Raw genomic sequence first — 16,174 nt, 5'->3', positions numbered from 1 at the left:
GTGCGCGCCGGGCGGCCCGCCGCCGCGGCGCGAGCGCCCCGTGCCCCGGGCGGGGCGGTCTTCTCCCGCGCGGCCCGGCGTGTCAGCCTGGTGGTGTCGGGGACGGTGTGCCCTGCGTGACGCCCGCGCTCGGACGCGTGTCCGAGTCGGGCCGGTCCTGCCACGCGGTGTAGAACGGGGGAGTGACAGCAGTGTCGGCTTCGGCCCAGCTCAGAGATACGCCGGTGAACGGTTCCGCGGGAGACACCCTCGACAAGGCGGGCGCGGAGAACTTCCCCGTCGCCCCGTTCTTCCTGCCCGCGGCCTGGCGCGACGACCTGATGGCGGTGTACGGCTTCGCCCGCCTGGTCGACGACGCCGGCGACGGCGACCTGGCCGACCCGGCCGCCACCGCCCGCCTGCTCGGGGTCGAGCAGACGCCCCCGGCCACCCCTTCGGACCACTCCGCCCCGCCCACCGCGCAGGAGACCGCCTTCCGGCTCGCCCTGCTCGACGGGCTGGAGCAGGAGCTCGACCGGGTGTTCGAGGCGGCCCTGCGCGCCGCCGGCGGCTCCGCGGCCGCCACGGACCGCCCCCGTCACCCCCTGCTGAGCGCGCTCGTCCCGCTGGTGGACCGGCACGGCCTGACCCCCGAGCCGTTCCGCCGTCTGATCGAGGCCAACCGGGTGGACCAGACCACCTCCCGCTACGCCACCTTCGAGGACCTGCTCGGCTACTGCACCCTGTCCGCCGACCCGGTCGGCCGCCTCGTGCTGGCCATCGCCGGCGTCGCCACCCCCGAGCGGACCGAGCTGTCGGACGCCGTGTGCAGCGGCCTCCAGGTGGTCGAACACATCCAGGACGTGGCCGAGGACCTGGCCCACGGCCGGATCTACCTGCCCGCCGAGGACCTGGCCCGCTTCGGCGTCACCGAGGAGGACCTGGCCGCCCCCCGCGCCTCCGGCGCGGTCCGCGAGCTGATCGCCTTCGAGGCCGAGCGGGCCCGCACCCTGCTCGACCGCGGCGCACCATTGGTAGGTACGGTTCGGGGGAGGCTTCGACTGCTCCTCGCGGGATTCACCGCAGGCGGCTACGCGGCCCTGGCGGCCGTCGAGGACGCCGGGTACGACGTACTCGCCCGGCAGGCGAGGCCGGACAAGCGCCGCCTCGCAGCGAAGGCGGCGGCCATCTTCGCGAAGGGAAGGTGAACGCCCGCGTGGCGGCATCACCACTGGCGTCGGCCCAGGTCATGGCGGCGTACCGGTACTGCGAGGCAGTCACCGGACTGCAGGCGCGCAACTTCAGCTACGGCATCCGGCTGCTGCCCGAACCCAAGCGGCTGGCCATGTCGGCCCTGTACGCCCTGGCCCGCCGGGTGGACGACATCGGCGACGGCGACCTTCCGGACGACCGCAAGGCCGAGGCGCTGCTGCGCACCCGGGAACTGGTGGACGAGGTCCGCTCCGGGGTGGTCGCCGAGGACGACACCGACCCGATCAAGGTCGCCCTGGCCGACGCGGCCCGGCGCTTCCCGATCCCGCTCGGCGGCTTCGACGAGCTGATCGACGGCGTCGAGATGGACCTCAAGGGCGCCGAGTACCAGACCTACGAGGAGCTGAAGGTCTACTGCCGCTGCGTGGCGGGCGCGATCGGCCGGCTCTCGCTGGGCGTCTACGGCTGCGACGACCCCGAGCTCGGGGCGCGCCACGCGGACACCCTGGGCCTGGCGCTGCAGCTCACCAACATCCTGCGCGACCTGCGCGAGGACGCCCTCAACGGCCGTACCTACCTGCCGAGCGAGGACCTGGTCCGGTTCGGCTGCGAGCAGGGCTTCGCCCTGCCCGAGCCGCCGGTCGGCGCGGACTTCACCGGCCTGGTGGCCTTCGAGGCCGCCCGCGCCCAGGCGGCCTTCGAGGAGGGCCTGCGGCTGCTGCCGATGCTCGACCGCCGCAGCCGCGCCTGCACCGCCGCGATGGCCGGGATCTACCACCGCCTGCTCGGCCGGATCGCCGCCGATCCGGAGTCCGTGCTGCGCGGCCGGGTCTCGCTGCCGGGCTGGGAGAAGGCGTACGTGGCGCTTTCCGGGCTCGCCGGGGGGCGTTCTTGATTCTCGCGAGAGTTCTGTCACGCTGTGTCAGCGCGGATCCACCTGCGGATAGTTTTGTGTTGAACGAACGAGGACCGGCTTCAGCGACCGCCCGCGGGCGGTCCACCGACTGCGAGGGGGAGGACCGATGACCGGGCGAGCCGATGCCGCGCGCCCGGCCGCGGTCGTGGTCGGCGGCGGGCTGGCCGGGATCACCACCGCACTGCGCCTCGCCGAGGCGGGCCACCGGGTCACCCTCGCCGAGGCACGGCCCCGGCTCGGCGGACTGGCCTTCTCCTTCCGGCGCGGCGAGCTGACCGTCGACAACGGCCAGCACGTCTACCTGCGCTGCTGCACCGCCTACCGCGGCCTGCTGGAGCGCCTCGGCGCCACCCGGCTGGTCCACCTCCAGGACCGCCTCGACATCCCGGTGCTCTCCGTCTCCGGGCCGCCGGCCGCCCCCGTGCGTACCCTCGGCCGGCTGCGCCGGGCCGGCCTGCCCGTCCCGCTGCACCTGGCCGGAAGCCTGGCCCGCTACCCGCACCTGTCCCCGGCCGACCGCGCCCGGGTGGTCCGCGGCGCGCTCGCCCTGCGGGGCCTGGACCTCGCCGACCCGGCGCTGGACGAGGTCTCCTTCGGCGAGTGGCTGCGCCGCAACGGGCAGAACGCCGCCACCCAGGCCGCCCTGTGGGACCTGGTCGGCGTCGCCACCCTGAACGCCCGGGCCGACCGGGTGTCGCTGGCGCTCGCCGGGATGGTCTTCAAGACCGGCCTGCTCTCCGACCCGGGCGCCTCGGACATCGGCGTCGCCGCCGTCCCGCTCGGCACGATCCACCACGACCGGGCGCTCGCCGAGCTGGAGCGGGCCGGCGTCCGGGTGCTGCTGCGGGCCCGGGTGGCCGAGCTGAAGCCGGCCGTCCCGCAGCACGCCGTCCGGCTGGAGGGCGGGGAACTGCTCACCGCCGACACCGTCGTGCTGGCCGGCGCCCAGGACAGCGCGGCCGCGCTGCTGCCGCCGAACGCGGTCCCCGGGCAGGAGCGGCTGGCCGGCTTCGGCACCGCGCCGATCCTCAACGTGCACGTGATCTACGACCGCAAGGTGCTGCGCCGGCCGTTCTTCGCCGCGCTCGGTTCCCCGGTCCAGTGGGTCTTCGACCGCACCGCGCACTCCGGTCTGGCCGCCACCGCGCTGGGCCACGCCCACCCGGGCGCCCAGTACCTGGCGCTGTCCCAGTCCGCCGCGCAGGACGAGATCGACCTGCCGGTCGCCGAACTGCGCCGGCGCTACCTGCCCGAGCTGGGCCGGCTGCTGCCGGCCGCGGCCCGCGCCGAGGTGCTGGACTTCTTCGTCACCCGGGAACGCACCGCGACCTTCGACCCGGCCCCGGGCAACGGGTCGCTGCGCCCCTGCGCCCGCACCGACGTCCCCGGTCTGCTGCTGGCCGGCTCGTGGACGGCCACCGGCTGGCCCGCGACCATGGAGGGGGCCGTGCGCAGCGGCCACGCCGCGGCCGACGCCGCGCTGGCCGCGGCCGGCACCCGGGTGCCGGTGGACCGCGGCGACGGGAGGTGGCCCAGGTGACGGCGGGCCCCGACACCGGAGAGCCCGCCAGAACCGACGGGCGTACCGTCGAGCGCATCGGCGCAACCACCGGCAACGGCCCGTACGGCCGCCCCGGTACCACTGGCACTGGCACTCGGTTCGACACCAGCCGCGCCGACAGCACCCGGCCGCTCCGTGCGGTCCGGCACCACGAGGGAGAGGGAACGCACGTGGAGTCACGCACCGGCTTCGCCGTCGGAGGCACGGCGCACGCCGAACCGGTCTCGGTGCCGGAGCTGCTCGCCCGCAGCCGTACGCTCTGCACCCCGCCGCTACGGGCCGCCGTCGCCCGTTTGGCCGCACCCATGGACACCGTCGCCGCCTACCACTTCGGCTGGATCGACCGCGACGGCACCCCGGTGACGGGGGACGGCGGCAAGGCCGTGCGCCCGGCGCTGGCGCTGCTGTCCGCCCGGGCCGCGGGCGCGCCGGCCGAGGTGGGGGTGCCCGGCGGGGTCGCGGTTGAACTGGTGCACAACTTCTCCCTCCTGCATGATGATCTGATGGACGGTGACGAGACCCGACGGCACCGGGCCACTGCCTGGACGGTCTTCGGGCCGGCCCAGGCGATCCTGGTCGGCGACGCCCTGGCGACGCTCGGCACGGAGGTGCTGCTCGACGCCGCGGTGACCGGCGGCACGAGCGCCACCGACGCCGCGCGGGCCGTGCGGCTGCTCACCACGGCGACCCGCCGGCTGATCGACGGCCAGGCGATGGACGTCGCCTTCGAACAGCGCGACAGCGTCACGGTCGCCGAGTGCCTGGAGATGGAGGGCGGCAAGACGGCGGCACTGCTGGCCGCCGCCTCGGCGATCGGCGCCGTCCTGGCCGGCGCCGACGACAAGGTCTCCGACGCGCTCCAGCGCTACGGCCACCACCTGGGCCTGGCCTTCCAGGCGGTGGACGACCTGCTCGGCATCTGGGGCGCCACCGAGGTCACCGGCAAGCCGCACTGGGGGGACCTGCGCCAGCGCAAGAAGTCCCTGCCGGTGGCCGCCGCGCTGGCCGAGGGCGGAGCGGCCTCGCGCCGGCTCGCCGAGCAGCTGGCCGACCCGAAGGGACGTGGAGAGGAGAGCGAGCCCGAGCTCGCCGCCCGGGCCGCGCTGATCGAGGAGGCCGGCGGCCGTGCCTGGACCCAGGAGGAGGCCCGCCGCCAGCACACGACTGCCCTCGCCGCCCTGGACGAGGTGCCCATGACCGACGAGGTGCGGGAGCACTTCGTCGCACTCGCCGAATTCGTGGTGGTACGAGAGAGGTGACGTTACGTTGACAGCAACCGCGGACGGCCGGCTCGACCCTGAGTACGATTCCGAGCCGGTCGCGGTGGGCGACCGCCCCCCGACCCTGCTGGGTACGGGGCGGTGGCAGCCCGAGGACACCGACCAGCTACGGCCGGCCGGTGAGGCGGAGCTCCGACCGGCCGACGCGCGGGAGGCCCTGGCCCGCGCCACCACCCACCTGCTCTCCCTGCAGTCGTCCGAGGGCTGGTGGAAGGGTGACCTGGAGACCAACGTCACCATGGACGCCGAGGACTTACTGCTCCGCCAGTTCCTGGGGATCCGCACCGAGGAGCAGACCCGCGCCACCGCCGAGTGGATCCGCTCCCAGCAGCGCGAGGACGGCACCTGGTCCACCTTCCACGGCGGGCCGCCCGAACTGTCCACCACCGTCGAGGCCTACGTCGCCCTCAAACTGGCCGGCGACGACCCGGACGCCCCGCACATGCTGGCCGCCGCGCGCTACGTCCGCTCCGCCGGGGGCATCGCGGCCTCCCGGGTGTTCACCCGGATCTGGCTCGCCCTGTTCGGCTGGTGGCCCTGGGAGCGGCTGCCCGAGATGCCGCCCGAGATCATCTTCCTGCCCAAGTGGCTGCCGCTGAACATCTACGCCTTCGGCTGCTGGGCCCGCCAGACGATCGTCCCGCTGACCGTCGTCTCCTCCCACCGCCCGGTCCGCCCGGCCCCCTTCGCGCTCACCGAACTGCACACCGACCCGGACGACCCGTGCCCCCACCGGCCGCTCGCCCCCGCCACCACCTGGGACGGCCTCTTCGAGCGCCTCGACAAGGTGCTGCACGCCTACCACCGCCGGGCCTTCCGCCCGCTGCGCCGACTGGCCGTCTCGCAGGCCTGCCGCTGGATCGTCGAACGCCAGGAGGCCGACGGCTGCTGGGGCGGCATCCAGCCGCCCGCCGTCTACTCGCTGATCGCCCTGCACCTGGAGGGCTACGAGCTGGAGCACCCGGTGATGAAGGCCGGGCTCTCCTCCTTCGACCGCTTCACCGTGCACACCGAGGACGGCAAGCGCTGGCTGGAGGCCTGCCAGTCCCCGGTCTGGGACACCTGCCTGGCCACCATCGCCCTGGTCGACGCAGGGGTGCCGGCCGACCACCCGGCGCTGGTCTCCGCCGTCGACTGGATGCTCGGCGAGGAGATCCGCAAGCCCGGCGACTGGGCCGTCCAGCGGCCCGCGCTCGCCCCCGGCGGCTGGGCCTTCGAGTTCGAGAACGACACCTACCCCGACATCGACGACACCGCCGAGGTGGTGCTCGCGCTGCGCCGGGTCGCCCACCCCGACCAGGGCAAGGTCGACGCGGCGATGGACCGGGGCGTGCTGTGGAACCTCGGCATGCAGTCCAAGAACGGCGCCTGGGGCGCCTTCGACGTGGACAACACCAGCACGCTGCCCAACAAGCTGCCGTTCTGCGACTTCGGCGAGGTGGTCGACCCGCCGTCCGCCGACGTCACCGCGCACGTGGTGGAGATGCTCGCCGAGACCGGCCGCGCCCGCGACCCCCGGACCCGGCGCGGCATCGAGTGGCTGCTGCGCAACCAGGAGGCGGACGGCTCCTGGTTCGGCCGCTGGGGCACCAACTACATCTACGGCACCGGCTCGGTGCTGCCCGCGCTGGTCGCGGCCGGCGTCCCCGACGAGCACCCGGCGATCCGCCGGGCGGTGCGCTGGCTGGAGGACCGGCAGAACACCGACGGCGGCTGGGGCGAGGACATGCGCTCCTACGACGACCCGGCGCGCTGGGCCGGGCGCGGCGACTCCACCGCCTCGCAGACCGCCTGGGCGCTGATGGCGCTGCTCGCGGCCGGCGAGGGGCCGCGGGAGCGGGCCAACCCGGCGGTGGAGCGCGGCGTGGAGTGGCTGGTGCGCACCCAGCTGCCCGAGGGCACCTGGGACGAGCCGCAGTTCACCGGCACCGGCTTCCCGTGGGACTTCTCCATCAACTACCACCTGTACCGGCTGGTGTTCCCGGTCACCGCGCTCGGCCGCTACCTCCACGGCACCCCGGGCACGAGCCGGGCCGACGGGGCCCCGGCGATCGGAGCGGCGCGGTGACCACCGCGCCCCTGCTGGTGCTGTGCGCCCTGGGCCCCGAGGTCTGGGCCCTGCGCGGCGGTGACTGGCGGGGCGCGGCCGGCGGGCCCCCGGTGCTGGTGCGCACCGGGGTCGGCCGGCGGCGCGCCGGGCTAGCCGTCCGGCGGCTGCTCGGCTCCGCCCCCACCGGCTACGGCGCCGTGGTGGTGGCCGGCTTCGGCGCGGCGCTCGGCCCCGGCGTGCTGCCCGGCGACGTGGTCGCCGCCGACGGCGTGCGCGACGCCGAGGGCCACCTGTACCCGCTCGACTCCGGGGCGGAGCTCACCCGGGCGCTGAAGGAGCGCGGGCTGACCGTGCACACCGGGGTCCACCACACCGCCGACCACGTGGTGCGCGGCATCGAGCGGCGGGCGCTGCACGTCCAGGGCGCGCTCGCGGTCGACATGGAGGCCGCCGCCGTCCTGGCCGCGCTGTGCGAGGTGCGGCCCGCGCTGCCGACGGCCGTCCTGCGGGTGGTGGTGGACACGCCCGAGCACGAACTGCTGCGGCCCGGCACCCTCCCGGCCGGGGTGCGCGCCTGGCGGACCCTGCGGGCGACGGTACCCGCCCTCGTCGACTGGTACCGGCACGAGCGCGCGCCGGGCTCCGTACGCCTGAACGGCTCCACAGCTTCGAACGGCTCAATGGGTTCGAACGGTTCGACAGATCTGAACGGCTCCACAGACCTGAACCACCCCACATCCTCGACGCTCCCCCAGGAGGCGAGCTAGCCATGGCCATGCCGTTGCGCCAGACCGTGCGGGTCGGCACCTACCTCATGCAGCAGAAGCTGCTCAAGCGCCGGGACAAGTTCCCGCTGATCGTGGAGCTGGAGCCGCTCTTCGCCTGCAACCTCGCCTGCGAGGGCTGCGGCAAGATCCAGCACCCGGCGGGCGTGCTGAAGCAGCGGATGCCCGTCGCCCAGGCGGTCGGCGCGGTCCTGGAGTCAGGTGCCCCGATGGTCTCGATCGCCGGCGGCGAGCCGCTGATGCACCCGCAGATCGACGAGATCGTCCGGCAGCTGGTCGAACGCCGCAAGTACGTGTTCCTCTGCACCAACGCGCTGCTGCTGCGCAAGAAGATCGACAAGTTCAAGCCGTCGCCGTACTTCACCTTCGCCGTGCACATCGACGGCATGCGCGAACGGCACGACGAATCGGTGGCCAAGGAGGGCACCTTCGACGAGGCGGTGGCCGCGATCAAGGAGGCCAAGCGGCGGGGCTTCAGGGTCACCACCAACAGCACCTTCTTCAACACCGACACCCCGCAGACCGTCATCGAGGTGCTGGACTACCTCAACGACGAGCTCAAGGTGGACGAGATGATGATCTCGCCCGCCTACGCCTACGAGAAGGCCCCCGACCAGGAGCACTTCCTCGGCGTCGAGCAGACCAGGGAGCTCTTCCGCAAGGCCTTCGCCGGCGGCAACCGCAACCGCTGGCGGCTCAACCACAGCCCGCTCTTCCTGGACTTCCTGGAGGGCAAGGCCGACTTCGAGTGCACCCCCTGGGGCATCCCCAACTACTCGCTGTTCGGCTGGCAGCGGCCCTGCTACCTGATGGCCGACGGCTACGTGCCGACCTACCGCGAGCTGGTCGAGAAGACCGACTGGAGCAAGTACGGCCGCGGCAGGGACCCGCGCTGCGAGAACTGCATGGCCCACTGCGGCTACGAGCCGACCGCCGTCCTCGCGACGATGGGCTCGCTCCAGCAGTCGCTGCGCGCCATCACCGAGACCGTCAGCGGCAACAAGGGCCGCTGAGCGGGGAGTTGACCCCAAGGTCGGCGCTCCGGCCCGGGCCCCGCGCCCGGGCCGGCTCCGGCCCCGAACCAGGTCCGCCCCCGAACCAGGTCCGCCCCCGAACCAGGTCCGGCCCCGAGCCCGGGCCGGGTGGAGGCACCACCGCACCGCTCCGAGTCGTGAGGTGTACCCATGTCACTGCTCTCCCGCGTCACGTCCCCGGCCGAGCTGCGCAAGCTCCCGGCGGTTGAACTCCCGCTGCTCGCCGACGAGATCCGCGACTTCCTGATCGACGCCGTCACCCGCACCGGCGGCCACCTCGGGCCCAACCTCGGAGTGGTGGAGCTCACCATCGCGCTGCACCGGGTCTTCGACTCGCCGTACGACCGGATCGTCTTCGACACCGGCCACCAGAGCTACGTCCACAAACTGCTCACCGGCCGCCAGGACTTCAGCCGGCTGCGGATGCGCGGCGGGCTCTCCGGGTACCCCTCGCGGGGCGAGTCCGAGCACGACCTGGTCGAGAACTCGCACGCCTCCACCGCGCTCTCCTACGCCGACGGCCTGGCCAAGGCCGCCCGACTGCTCGGCCAGCACGACCGGCACACCGTCGCCGTGATCGGCGACGGCGCGCTCACCGGCGGACTCGCCTGGGAGGCGCTCAACAACATCGCCGAGGCGCGCGACCGGCCGCTGGTCATCGTCGTCAACGACAACGAGCGCTCCTACGCCAGGACCATAGGCGGCCTCGCCAACCACCTGGCCACCCTGCGCACCACCCAGGGCTACGAGCGCTTCCTCGCCCTCGGCAAGGAGGCCCTGCAGCGCACCCCGCTGGTCGGCCAGCCGATCTTCGACGCGCTGCACGGCGCCAAGAAGGGCTTCAAGGACGCCTTCGCCCCACAGGGCATGTTCGAAGACCTCGGCCTCAAGTACCTCGGACCGATCGACGGCCACGACCTGGGCGCGGTCGAACAGGCGCTGCGCCAGGCCCGCAACTTCGGCGGGCCGGTCATCGTGCACTGCCTGACCGTCAAGGGGCGCGGCTACCGGCCGGCCGAGCAGGACGAGGCCGACCGCTTCCACGCCGTCAACCCGATCGACCCGTACACCTGCCTGCCGGTCTCGCCCAGCGGCGGCGTCTCCTGGACCTCGGTGTTCGGGGACGAGCTGCTCACCCTCGGCGCCGAGCGGCCGGACCTGGTGGCGATCACCGCGGCCATGCTCCAGCCGGTGGGCCTGGCCCCGTTCGCCAAGGCCTACCCGGAGCGGACCTTCGACGTCGGGATCGCCGAGCAGCACGCCGTCACCAGCGCGGCGGGGCTGGCCACCGGCGGGCTGCACCCGGTGGTCGCGGTGTACGCCACCTTCCTGAACCGGGCCTTCGACCAGGTGCTGATGGACGTCGCCCTGCACAGGCTGGGCGTCACCTTCGTCCTCGACCGCTCCGGGGTGACCGGGCCGGACGGCGCCTCCCACAACGGCATGTGGGACATGTCGATCCTCCAGGTCGTCCCCGGCCTGCGGCTCGCCGCGCCGCGCGACGCCGAACAGCTGCGCGCCCAGTTGCGCGAGGCCGTCGAGGTCAAGGACGCCCCGACCGTGGTGCGCTTCCCCAAGGGGAACATCGGGCCCGCGGTGCCGGCCGTCGAGCGGATCGGCGCGGTGGACGTGCTGCTGCGCACCGGGCGGGCGCCGGAGATCCTGCTGGTCGCGGTCGGCACCACCGCCCCCGCCTGCCTGGACGCGGCCCGGCTGCTGCTCGCCGAGGGCTTCACCGCGACCGTGGTCGACCCGCGCTGGGTCAAACCCGTCGACCCGGTGCTGCCCGAACTGGCCGCCGCCCACCGGCTGGTGGTCACCGTCGAGGACAACGGCCGGACCGGGGGCGTCGGCTCGGCCGTCGCCCAGGCGCTGCGCGACGCCGACGTGGACGTGCCGGTGCGGGTGCTCGGCCTGCCCCAGGAGTTCCTCGACCACGCCTCGCGCGGGGAGATCCTGGAGGAGGCCGGGCTGACCGGGACCGGGGTCGCCGCCCAGACCGCCGTCTTCGCCAAGAACCTGCTACCGACCCGAGGAGCGAACCCGCGCCATGCCGGCTGAACCAGACCGCCCCGCCTTCGACCTCGCCGCGCTGATCGCCGAACGCGGCGGCGAGCGCTACGAGCTGCACGGCCGCTACCTCAACCCGCAGCTGCCTCGGATGCTGCACACCATCGGCTTCGACAAGTACTACGAGCGCGCCCGGGGCCAGTACTTCTACGACGCCGAGGGCAACGAGTACCTCGACATGCTGGCCGGCTTCGGCATCTTCGCGCTCGGCCGCCACCATCCCGTGGTGCGCTCGGCCGTCCAACAGGTGATGGACCTCGACCTGCCCGACCTGGTCCGCTTCGACTGCTCGCCGCTGCCCGGGCTGCTGGCCGAGCGGCTGCTGTCGTACGCGCCCGGGCTGGACCGGGTGTTCTTCGGCAACAGCGGCACCGAGGCGGTGGAGACCGCGCTCAAGTTCGCCCGCTACGCCACCGGACGCCGGCGGATCCTCTACGCCGACCACGCCTTCCACGGGCTGACCACCGGCTCGCTCTCGGTCAACGGGGAGAGCGGCTTCCGCAAGGGCTTCGACCCGCTGCTGCCGGACACCGCCATCCCGCTCGGCGATCTCGGCGCGCTGGCCAAGGAGCTGAAGCGCGGCGACGTCGCGGGGCTGATCGTCGAGCCGATCCAGGGCAAGGGCGTCCAGGCGCCGCCGCCCGGCTGGCTGCGGGCCGCCCAGGCGCTGCTCCACGAGCACCGGGCACTGCTGATCTGCGACGAGGTGCAGACCGGCATCGGCCGCACCGGCGAGTTCTTCGCCTACCAGCACGAGGACGGCGTGCTGCCCGACCTGGTCTGCGCGGCCAAGGCGCTGTCCGGCGGGTACGTGCCGGTCGGGGCCACGCTCGGCAAGAGCTGGATCTTCGAGAAGGTGTACTCCTCGATGGACCGGGTGCTGGTGCACTCGGCCAGCTTCGGGTCCAACGCCCAGGCCATGGCGGCCGGGCTGGCGACCCTGGAGGTGATGCGCGACGAGCAGGTGGTGGAGAACGCACGCAAGGTCGGCGACCACTTCCGCGAACGGCTGGCCGCACTGGTCGACGAGTACGAGCTGCTCGCCGAGGTGCGCGGGCGCGGGCTGATGATCGGGATCGAGTTCGGCCGGCCCAAGTCGCTCAAGCTGCGCACCGGTTGGACCGCGCTCCAGACGGCGCGCAAGGGGCTGTTCGCGCAGATGGTGGTGGTGCCGCTGCTGCAGCGGCACCGCATCCTGACCCAGGTCTCCGGGGACCACCTGGAAGTGATCAAACTGATCCCGCCGCTGATCATCACCGAGCACGACGTGGACCGGTTCGTGGACGCATTCACCGCGATCATGGACGAGGCCCACCGGGGGAGCGGACTGATGTGGGACTTCGGGCGCACCCTGGTCAAGCAGGCCGTCGCCGGCCGCTGAGGCGGGGGCCGCGGGTGGCGCGGAGTGGGAAGCCGGCCCGGCGGACTTCCCACTCCGTGGGAGACACCGCGTCAGAGCTCGGTCCGGCGACGCCGGATGACCACCACGAGATCGACGACGGCGAACAGGGTGAGCAGGCCGCAGGCCACCGCGAACCCGGTGAGGGTGCCCCGGCTGGGTGCGCCGGAGGCGGGCGAGGCCGCCGCCCAGAGCGCGAAGCCCACCGTGGCCAGTGCGAACAGCGGCGTGAAGGTGAGCGAGAGCAGGTAGCGGAGCTTGAGGTCGCTGCGGGCGGTGGCCGGCTCGGTGCCGCTGCGCCACCGGCGCGGGATGGTGGTGCGCATGCCTTCACCTCCGGACCGCACGGTCGGGCTACGATTCCAGCGTACGTCCGAGGGACCAGCCGGGGAGGCGCCATGTCGGGTTCGGACGCGGATTCGGACGCGGGCTCGGACGCGGCGGGCTCGGGCGTAGGCGCGGGCCCGGGCGCGGGTTCCGGCTCGGGTGAGGTCGGTCCGGACGGCGAGGGGTACGCGGGGCTGCGGATCGAGCGGGCCCGGGAGCTGGCCCGGCGGCACGGCTGGGCTTCGGTCCGGGTACTGGAGCCGGGAGACCTGATGACCATGGAGTACCGGCACGGGCGGCTCAACCTCGCGGTGCGCGACGGGGTGGTCGAGCGCAGCTGGGAGGGATAGGTCCGGGGGCGCCGGGCCGGCTGCCGTCCGGGTCGGTGCGGGCCGCCCGGGCGCAGGTCGGTGCGGGTTCGGGCGGCTCGGGCGGTTCGGGTTCGGGGTGGCCGGGGTTCAGCCGGGCAGGTGGCGGTGGGCGAAGCGCCGGTGGAGCCGCTGTTCGGCGGCGGCGACCAGGGGTTCCAGCAGTGGCAGGGAGAGCAGGACGAGCAGTCCGGCGGCCCAGCCGGCCAGGACGTCGGTGACCCAGTGGGTGCCCAGGTAGACCGTGGTCAGGCCGATCGAGCAGGCGGTGGCGGCGGCGATCAGCGCGCCGGTGCGCCGCCAGCGGACGGCGAGGTAGGCGAGCACCCCCCAGGTGACCACCGCGTTGGCGGTGTGGCCGGAGGGGAAGATGGTGCCGCCGGAGAAGAGCTCGGGTGAGCCGACGTACTGGGCGTAGTGCGGGCCGAGCCGGCCGGTGACGATCTTGACCGCGCCGACGGTGACGTTGAGCAACAGCAGTGCGATGCCCATGACCAGCAGCGGGCGCACCCGGCCGAGGCGGTGGGCCCGCCAGCCGAGCCAGATGAAGGCGGCGATCGCCGAGGGGCCGCGCTGCCCGGCGACCACCCAGGTGTCGAGCAGCGGCTCCAGCCGGGGCCACCGCTCGTAGGGGCGCAGCAGCCGGACCGACCAGTCGAGGTCGACCAGCGCGGTGTTGAGCAGGACCCCGGCCAGCACCAGCAGGTAGCCGGCGAGGGTGACGGCGAGCAGGGCGGCCCGGCGGCGGCTCATCGGGGGCCAGCCGGGCTCGCGGGGCTCGGGGCCGACCGGGGCGAGGGGCCGCGAGGGGGTGGTGGGGCGTTCCCGGCGGCCGGTTTCCGCGGTGGGACGCCCCGGCCCCTGGCGCGGAATGGGAGCGGGGGTACTTCTGGATTGCACGGGGTGACCTTACCCAGCCGGACAGGGCTATTCCGGTGGTAATTGTCATTTTCCCGGGAAATCGACAATCGGGTCGAATCGGGGCGGCTCGGGGGGTGATTTCCGCTATTCCGGGATCGAATGTCAGTGTGGTCGTCGAATGCTTCTGCAAAAGCGCCGGTAAAGCAAGCGGAGTGGGAGGCCGGTGCGCCCGGCTTCCCACTCCGTGGTAACCCTGTGTAGGTTCCGTGCTCAGTCGAGGGGGCCGCCCGCGACGTAGATCACCTGGCCGGAGACGAAGCCGGCGTCCTCGCTCGCGAGGAACGAGATGGTGTGGGCGACGTCCTCAGGCCGACCGACCCGCTGGACCGGGATCTGGGAGGCCGCAGCCCGCTTGAAGTCTTCGAAGTCCATGCCGACCCGGGCGGCGGTGGCAGCTGTCATGTCCGTGGCGATGAAGCCCGGGGCGACCGCGTTGGCCGTGATGCCGAACTTGCCAAGCTCGATGGCCAAAGTCTTGGTGAAGCCCTGGAGACCGGCCTTGGCGGCCGAGTAGTTGGCCTGGCCGCGGTTGCCCTGGGCGGAGGAGGAGGACAGGTTGACGATGCGGCCGAAACCGGCGTCGACCATGTGCTTCTGCACCGCGCGGGTCATCAGGAAGGCGCCGCGGAGGTGAACGTTCATCACCGTGTCCCAGTCGGACTCGGACATCTTGAAGAGCAGGTTGTCGCGGAGCACGCCCGCGTTGTTCACCAGGACGACCGGGGCGCCGAGCTCGGCGGCCACCCGGTCGACGGCGGCCTGGACCTGCTCGGCGTCCGAGACGTCGGCGCCGACGGCCAGCGCCCGGCCGCCGGCGGCGGTGATCCGGTCGACGGTCTCCTTGCCCGCCGTCTCGTCCAGGTCCAGGACGGCGACCGCGTAGCCGTCGGCGGCCAGCCGGACGGCGGTGGCGGCGCCCAGACCGCGGGCGGCGCCGGTGACGACGGCGACCCGGGGGGCGGTGCTCTGCTCGGTCATGCTCGCTCTCGTCTCTCTCGGTTGCCTCCCGGGGAGAGCCCCCGGAGAGGGTGGCCACACCCTACCGGCGGGTAGGGGGCACGGCCAGGGTGGAGAGACGCAGGTGACGGTGGGTAAGGACCGACCGGTCGGCTTTCTGCTGAGAACGGGTTACTGCAAGGCCTTCGCAGCCCGTAAATATGCCAATGTTGCCGAACCTGCGTCTACTATCCGCCCCTGCCTGCCAGCAAGGGCCCGCCGTTTGTATAGTGTCCGCCAGCAGCCACCGGCTGCACGGCTGGAGCGCCCTCCCTCATAGCTGGACGCCCACTCGCCGTTACTGCCCCACCCGGGTGTCCCACACACACCGGGTGTGACATCGGGACGGATACATGGTGCTGGGGGAGATCCCGACAACCCGCGTGTCTGCGCGACTTCAGCAGTCGCCCGGACACCTCATTCGCGTGGCACAGCAGGTTCACACCCGCTTGTGGTCCGAACACGTCGGAGCCGATCTCACGGCTCCGCAGTTCGCCGTGCTGCTGGTCCTGGCCCTGGAGCCGGGTGCGGACCAGCGGACGGTCGGCGAGCGTGCCTCGCTGGACAAGGCCACGATGGCCGAGATGGTCGCGCGGCTGGTCCGCCGCGGCCTGGTGCTGCGCAGGCGCGACCCGGCCGACGGCCGGCGCAAGCTGCTGGCGCTCTCGCAGAGCGGAGCCCAGGCGGTGCGCGAGGCCACCGGTGGTGTGGTCCGCGTGCAGCGCGTCCTGTTCGAGCCGCTCACGGCGGAGGAACAGGTCGAGATCGTCCGGGTGATGGCCAAGATAGCCAGGCTGGAGCCCGCGGCGGTCGCCGTCATCACCGACGCGCGGCCGATACTGGACGCCCAACGGGCGATCGGCTACCTGATCAGGGTGAGCCAGCAGGTGCACACCAAGCTCTGGTCGGAGCACGTGGGCGTCGAGCTCACGGCTCCGCAGTACGCGGTGCTGGACGCGCTGGAGCTGGAACCGGGCGCCGACCAGCGCACGGTCGGCGAGCTCGCCTCGCTGGACAAGGCCACGATGGCCGAGATGGTCAGCCGGCTGGTGCGCCGCGGTCTGGTGCAGCGTCGGCGCGACCCCTCGGACGGACGGCGCAACCTGCTCTCGCTCTCACCGGCGGGACAGGACCTGCTGCACCGCTCGGCCGCCGGGGTGGCCGAGGTCCAGCGGCTGCTGCTGGCGCCGCTGGAGGAGGGCGAGCACGAGGCCGCGCTCGCGCTCGTCGCGAAGGCGGCCAGGCTCTAGGTCAAAACTTCGCCGCAGTAGCCAAA

Annotated in this window: 14 protein-coding genes; 11 read left to right on the top strand and 3 right to left on the bottom strand. The window is 73.3% G+C overall.

Annotation, left to right across the window (positions count from 1 at the left end):
- Positions 1 to 224: 224 nt before the first annotated feature.
- The 9 genes from hpnC to ACWDBB_RS07955 all read left to right on the top strand — a co-directional run bounded on the left by hpnC (position 225) and on the right by ACWDBB_RS07955 (position 12,268).
- Positions 225 to 1,187, top strand: coding sequence for a squalene synthase HpnC (gene hpnC, locus ACWDBB_RS07995; RefSeq protein ID WP_449788751.1), 963 nt, complete (start codon positions 225 to 227; stop codon positions 1,185 to 1,187).
- 41 nt (positions 1,188 to 1,228) lie between these two features.
- Positions 1,229 to 2,086 (top strand): presqualene diphosphate synthase HpnD, encoded by an 858-nt coding sequence (hpnD, locus tag ACWDBB_RS07990; RefSeq protein WP_392915230.1) that lies wholly within the window; start codon positions 1,229 to 1,231, stop codon positions 2,084 to 2,086.
- A gap of 127 nt (positions 2,087 to 2,213) precedes the next feature.
- Positions 2,214 to 3,647, top strand: a complete 1,434-nt coding sequence (gene hpnE / locus ACWDBB_RS07985) for a hydroxysqualene dehydroxylase HpnE (protein WP_449788750.1) — start codon at positions 2,214 to 2,216, stop codon at positions 3,645 to 3,647.
- Positions 3,648 to 3,838: 191 nt separating this feature from the next.
- Complete coding sequence (locus ACWDBB_RS07980; protein WP_402408534.1) at positions 3,839 to 4,927, top strand: polyprenyl synthetase family protein; 1,089 nt, start codon at positions 3,839 to 3,841, stop codon at positions 4,925 to 4,927.
- A gap of 7 nt (positions 4,928 to 4,934) precedes the next feature.
- Positions 4,935 to 7,016, top strand: coding sequence for a squalene--hopene cyclase (shc, locus tag ACWDBB_RS07975; RefSeq protein ID WP_449788749.1), 2,082 nt, complete (start codon positions 4,935 to 4,937; stop codon positions 7,014 to 7,016).
- A complete protein-coding gene (locus ACWDBB_RS07970) occupies positions 7,013 to 7,765 on the top strand; it encodes a 5'-methylthioadenosine/S-adenosylhomocysteine nucleosidase family protein (RefSeq protein WP_449788748.1) in 753 nt (250 codons plus the stop codon). The genes shc and ACWDBB_RS07970 overlap by 4 nt, the downstream gene beginning before the upstream one ends.
- A 2-nt stretch (positions 7,766 to 7,767) precedes the next feature.
- Positions 7,768 to 8,796, top strand: coding sequence for an adenosyl-hopene transferase HpnH (gene hpnH / locus ACWDBB_RS07965; RefSeq protein ID WP_392875611.1), 1,029 nt, complete (start codon positions 7,768 to 7,770; stop codon positions 8,794 to 8,796).
- 171 nt (positions 8,797 to 8,967) lie between these two features.
- Entirely contained in the window at positions 8,968 to 10,878 is a 1,911-nt protein-coding gene (gene dxs / locus ACWDBB_RS07960; RefSeq protein ID WP_449788747.1) for a 1-deoxy-D-xylulose-5-phosphate synthase, read from the top strand.
- Positions 10,868 to 12,268 carry an aspartate aminotransferase family protein gene (locus tag ACWDBB_RS07955; RefSeq protein ID WP_449788746.1) on the top strand — a complete coding sequence of 467 codons (1,401 nt, stop codon included), beginning with the start codon at positions 10,868 to 10,870 and terminating at the stop codon, positions 12,266 to 12,268. The genes dxs and ACWDBB_RS07955 overlap by 11 nt, the downstream gene beginning before the upstream one ends.
- A 71-nt stretch (positions 12,269 to 12,339) precedes the next feature.
- On the opposite strand, the gene ACWDBB_RS07950 is transcribed toward ACWDBB_RS07955, so the two are convergent.
- Positions 12,340 to 12,612, bottom strand: coding sequence for a DUF6343 family protein (locus ACWDBB_RS07950; protein ID WP_449788745.1), 273 nt, complete (start codon positions 12,610 to 12,612; stop codon positions 12,340 to 12,342).
- A gap of 72 nt (positions 12,613 to 12,684) precedes the next feature.
- On the opposite strand from ACWDBB_RS07950, the gene ACWDBB_RS07945 reads away from it, so the two are divergent.
- Positions 12,685 to 12,963, top strand: coding sequence for an I78 family peptidase inhibitor (locus ACWDBB_RS07945; RefSeq protein ID WP_449788744.1), 279 nt, complete (start codon positions 12,685 to 12,687; stop codon positions 12,961 to 12,963).
- 108 nt (positions 12,964 to 13,071) lie between these two features.
- Here ACWDBB_RS07945 and ACWDBB_RS07940 read toward each other — a convergent pair whose 3' ends face one another.
- Both ACWDBB_RS07940 and fabG read right to left on the bottom strand, forming a co-directional pair.
- Positions 13,072 to 13,734 (bottom strand): phosphatase PAP2 family protein, encoded by a 663-nt coding sequence (locus ACWDBB_RS07940; RefSeq protein WP_449788743.1) that lies wholly within the window; start codon positions 13,732 to 13,734, stop codon positions 13,072 to 13,074.
- A gap of 378 nt (positions 13,735 to 14,112) precedes the next feature.
- A complete protein-coding gene (fabG, locus tag ACWDBB_RS07935; RefSeq protein WP_449788742.1) occupies positions 14,113 to 14,880 on the bottom strand; it encodes a 3-oxoacyl-ACP reductase FabG in 768 nt (255 codons plus the stop codon).
- 443 nt (positions 14,881 to 15,323) lie between these two features.
- Here fabG and ACWDBB_RS07930 point away from each other — a divergent pair, with 443 nt between their 5' ends.
- Complete coding sequence (locus ACWDBB_RS07930) at positions 15,324 to 16,148, top strand: MarR family winged helix-turn-helix transcriptional regulator (protein WP_392875632.1); 825 nt, start codon at positions 15,324 to 15,326, stop codon at positions 16,146 to 16,148.
- Positions 16,149 to 16,174: the final 26 nt, after the last annotated feature.

Source organism: Kitasatospora sp. NPDC001095 (assembly GCF_053598615.1).
The sequence above is the reverse complement of the archived record's forward strand: the minus strand, read 5'-3'. Positions and strand labels throughout refer to the sequence as shown.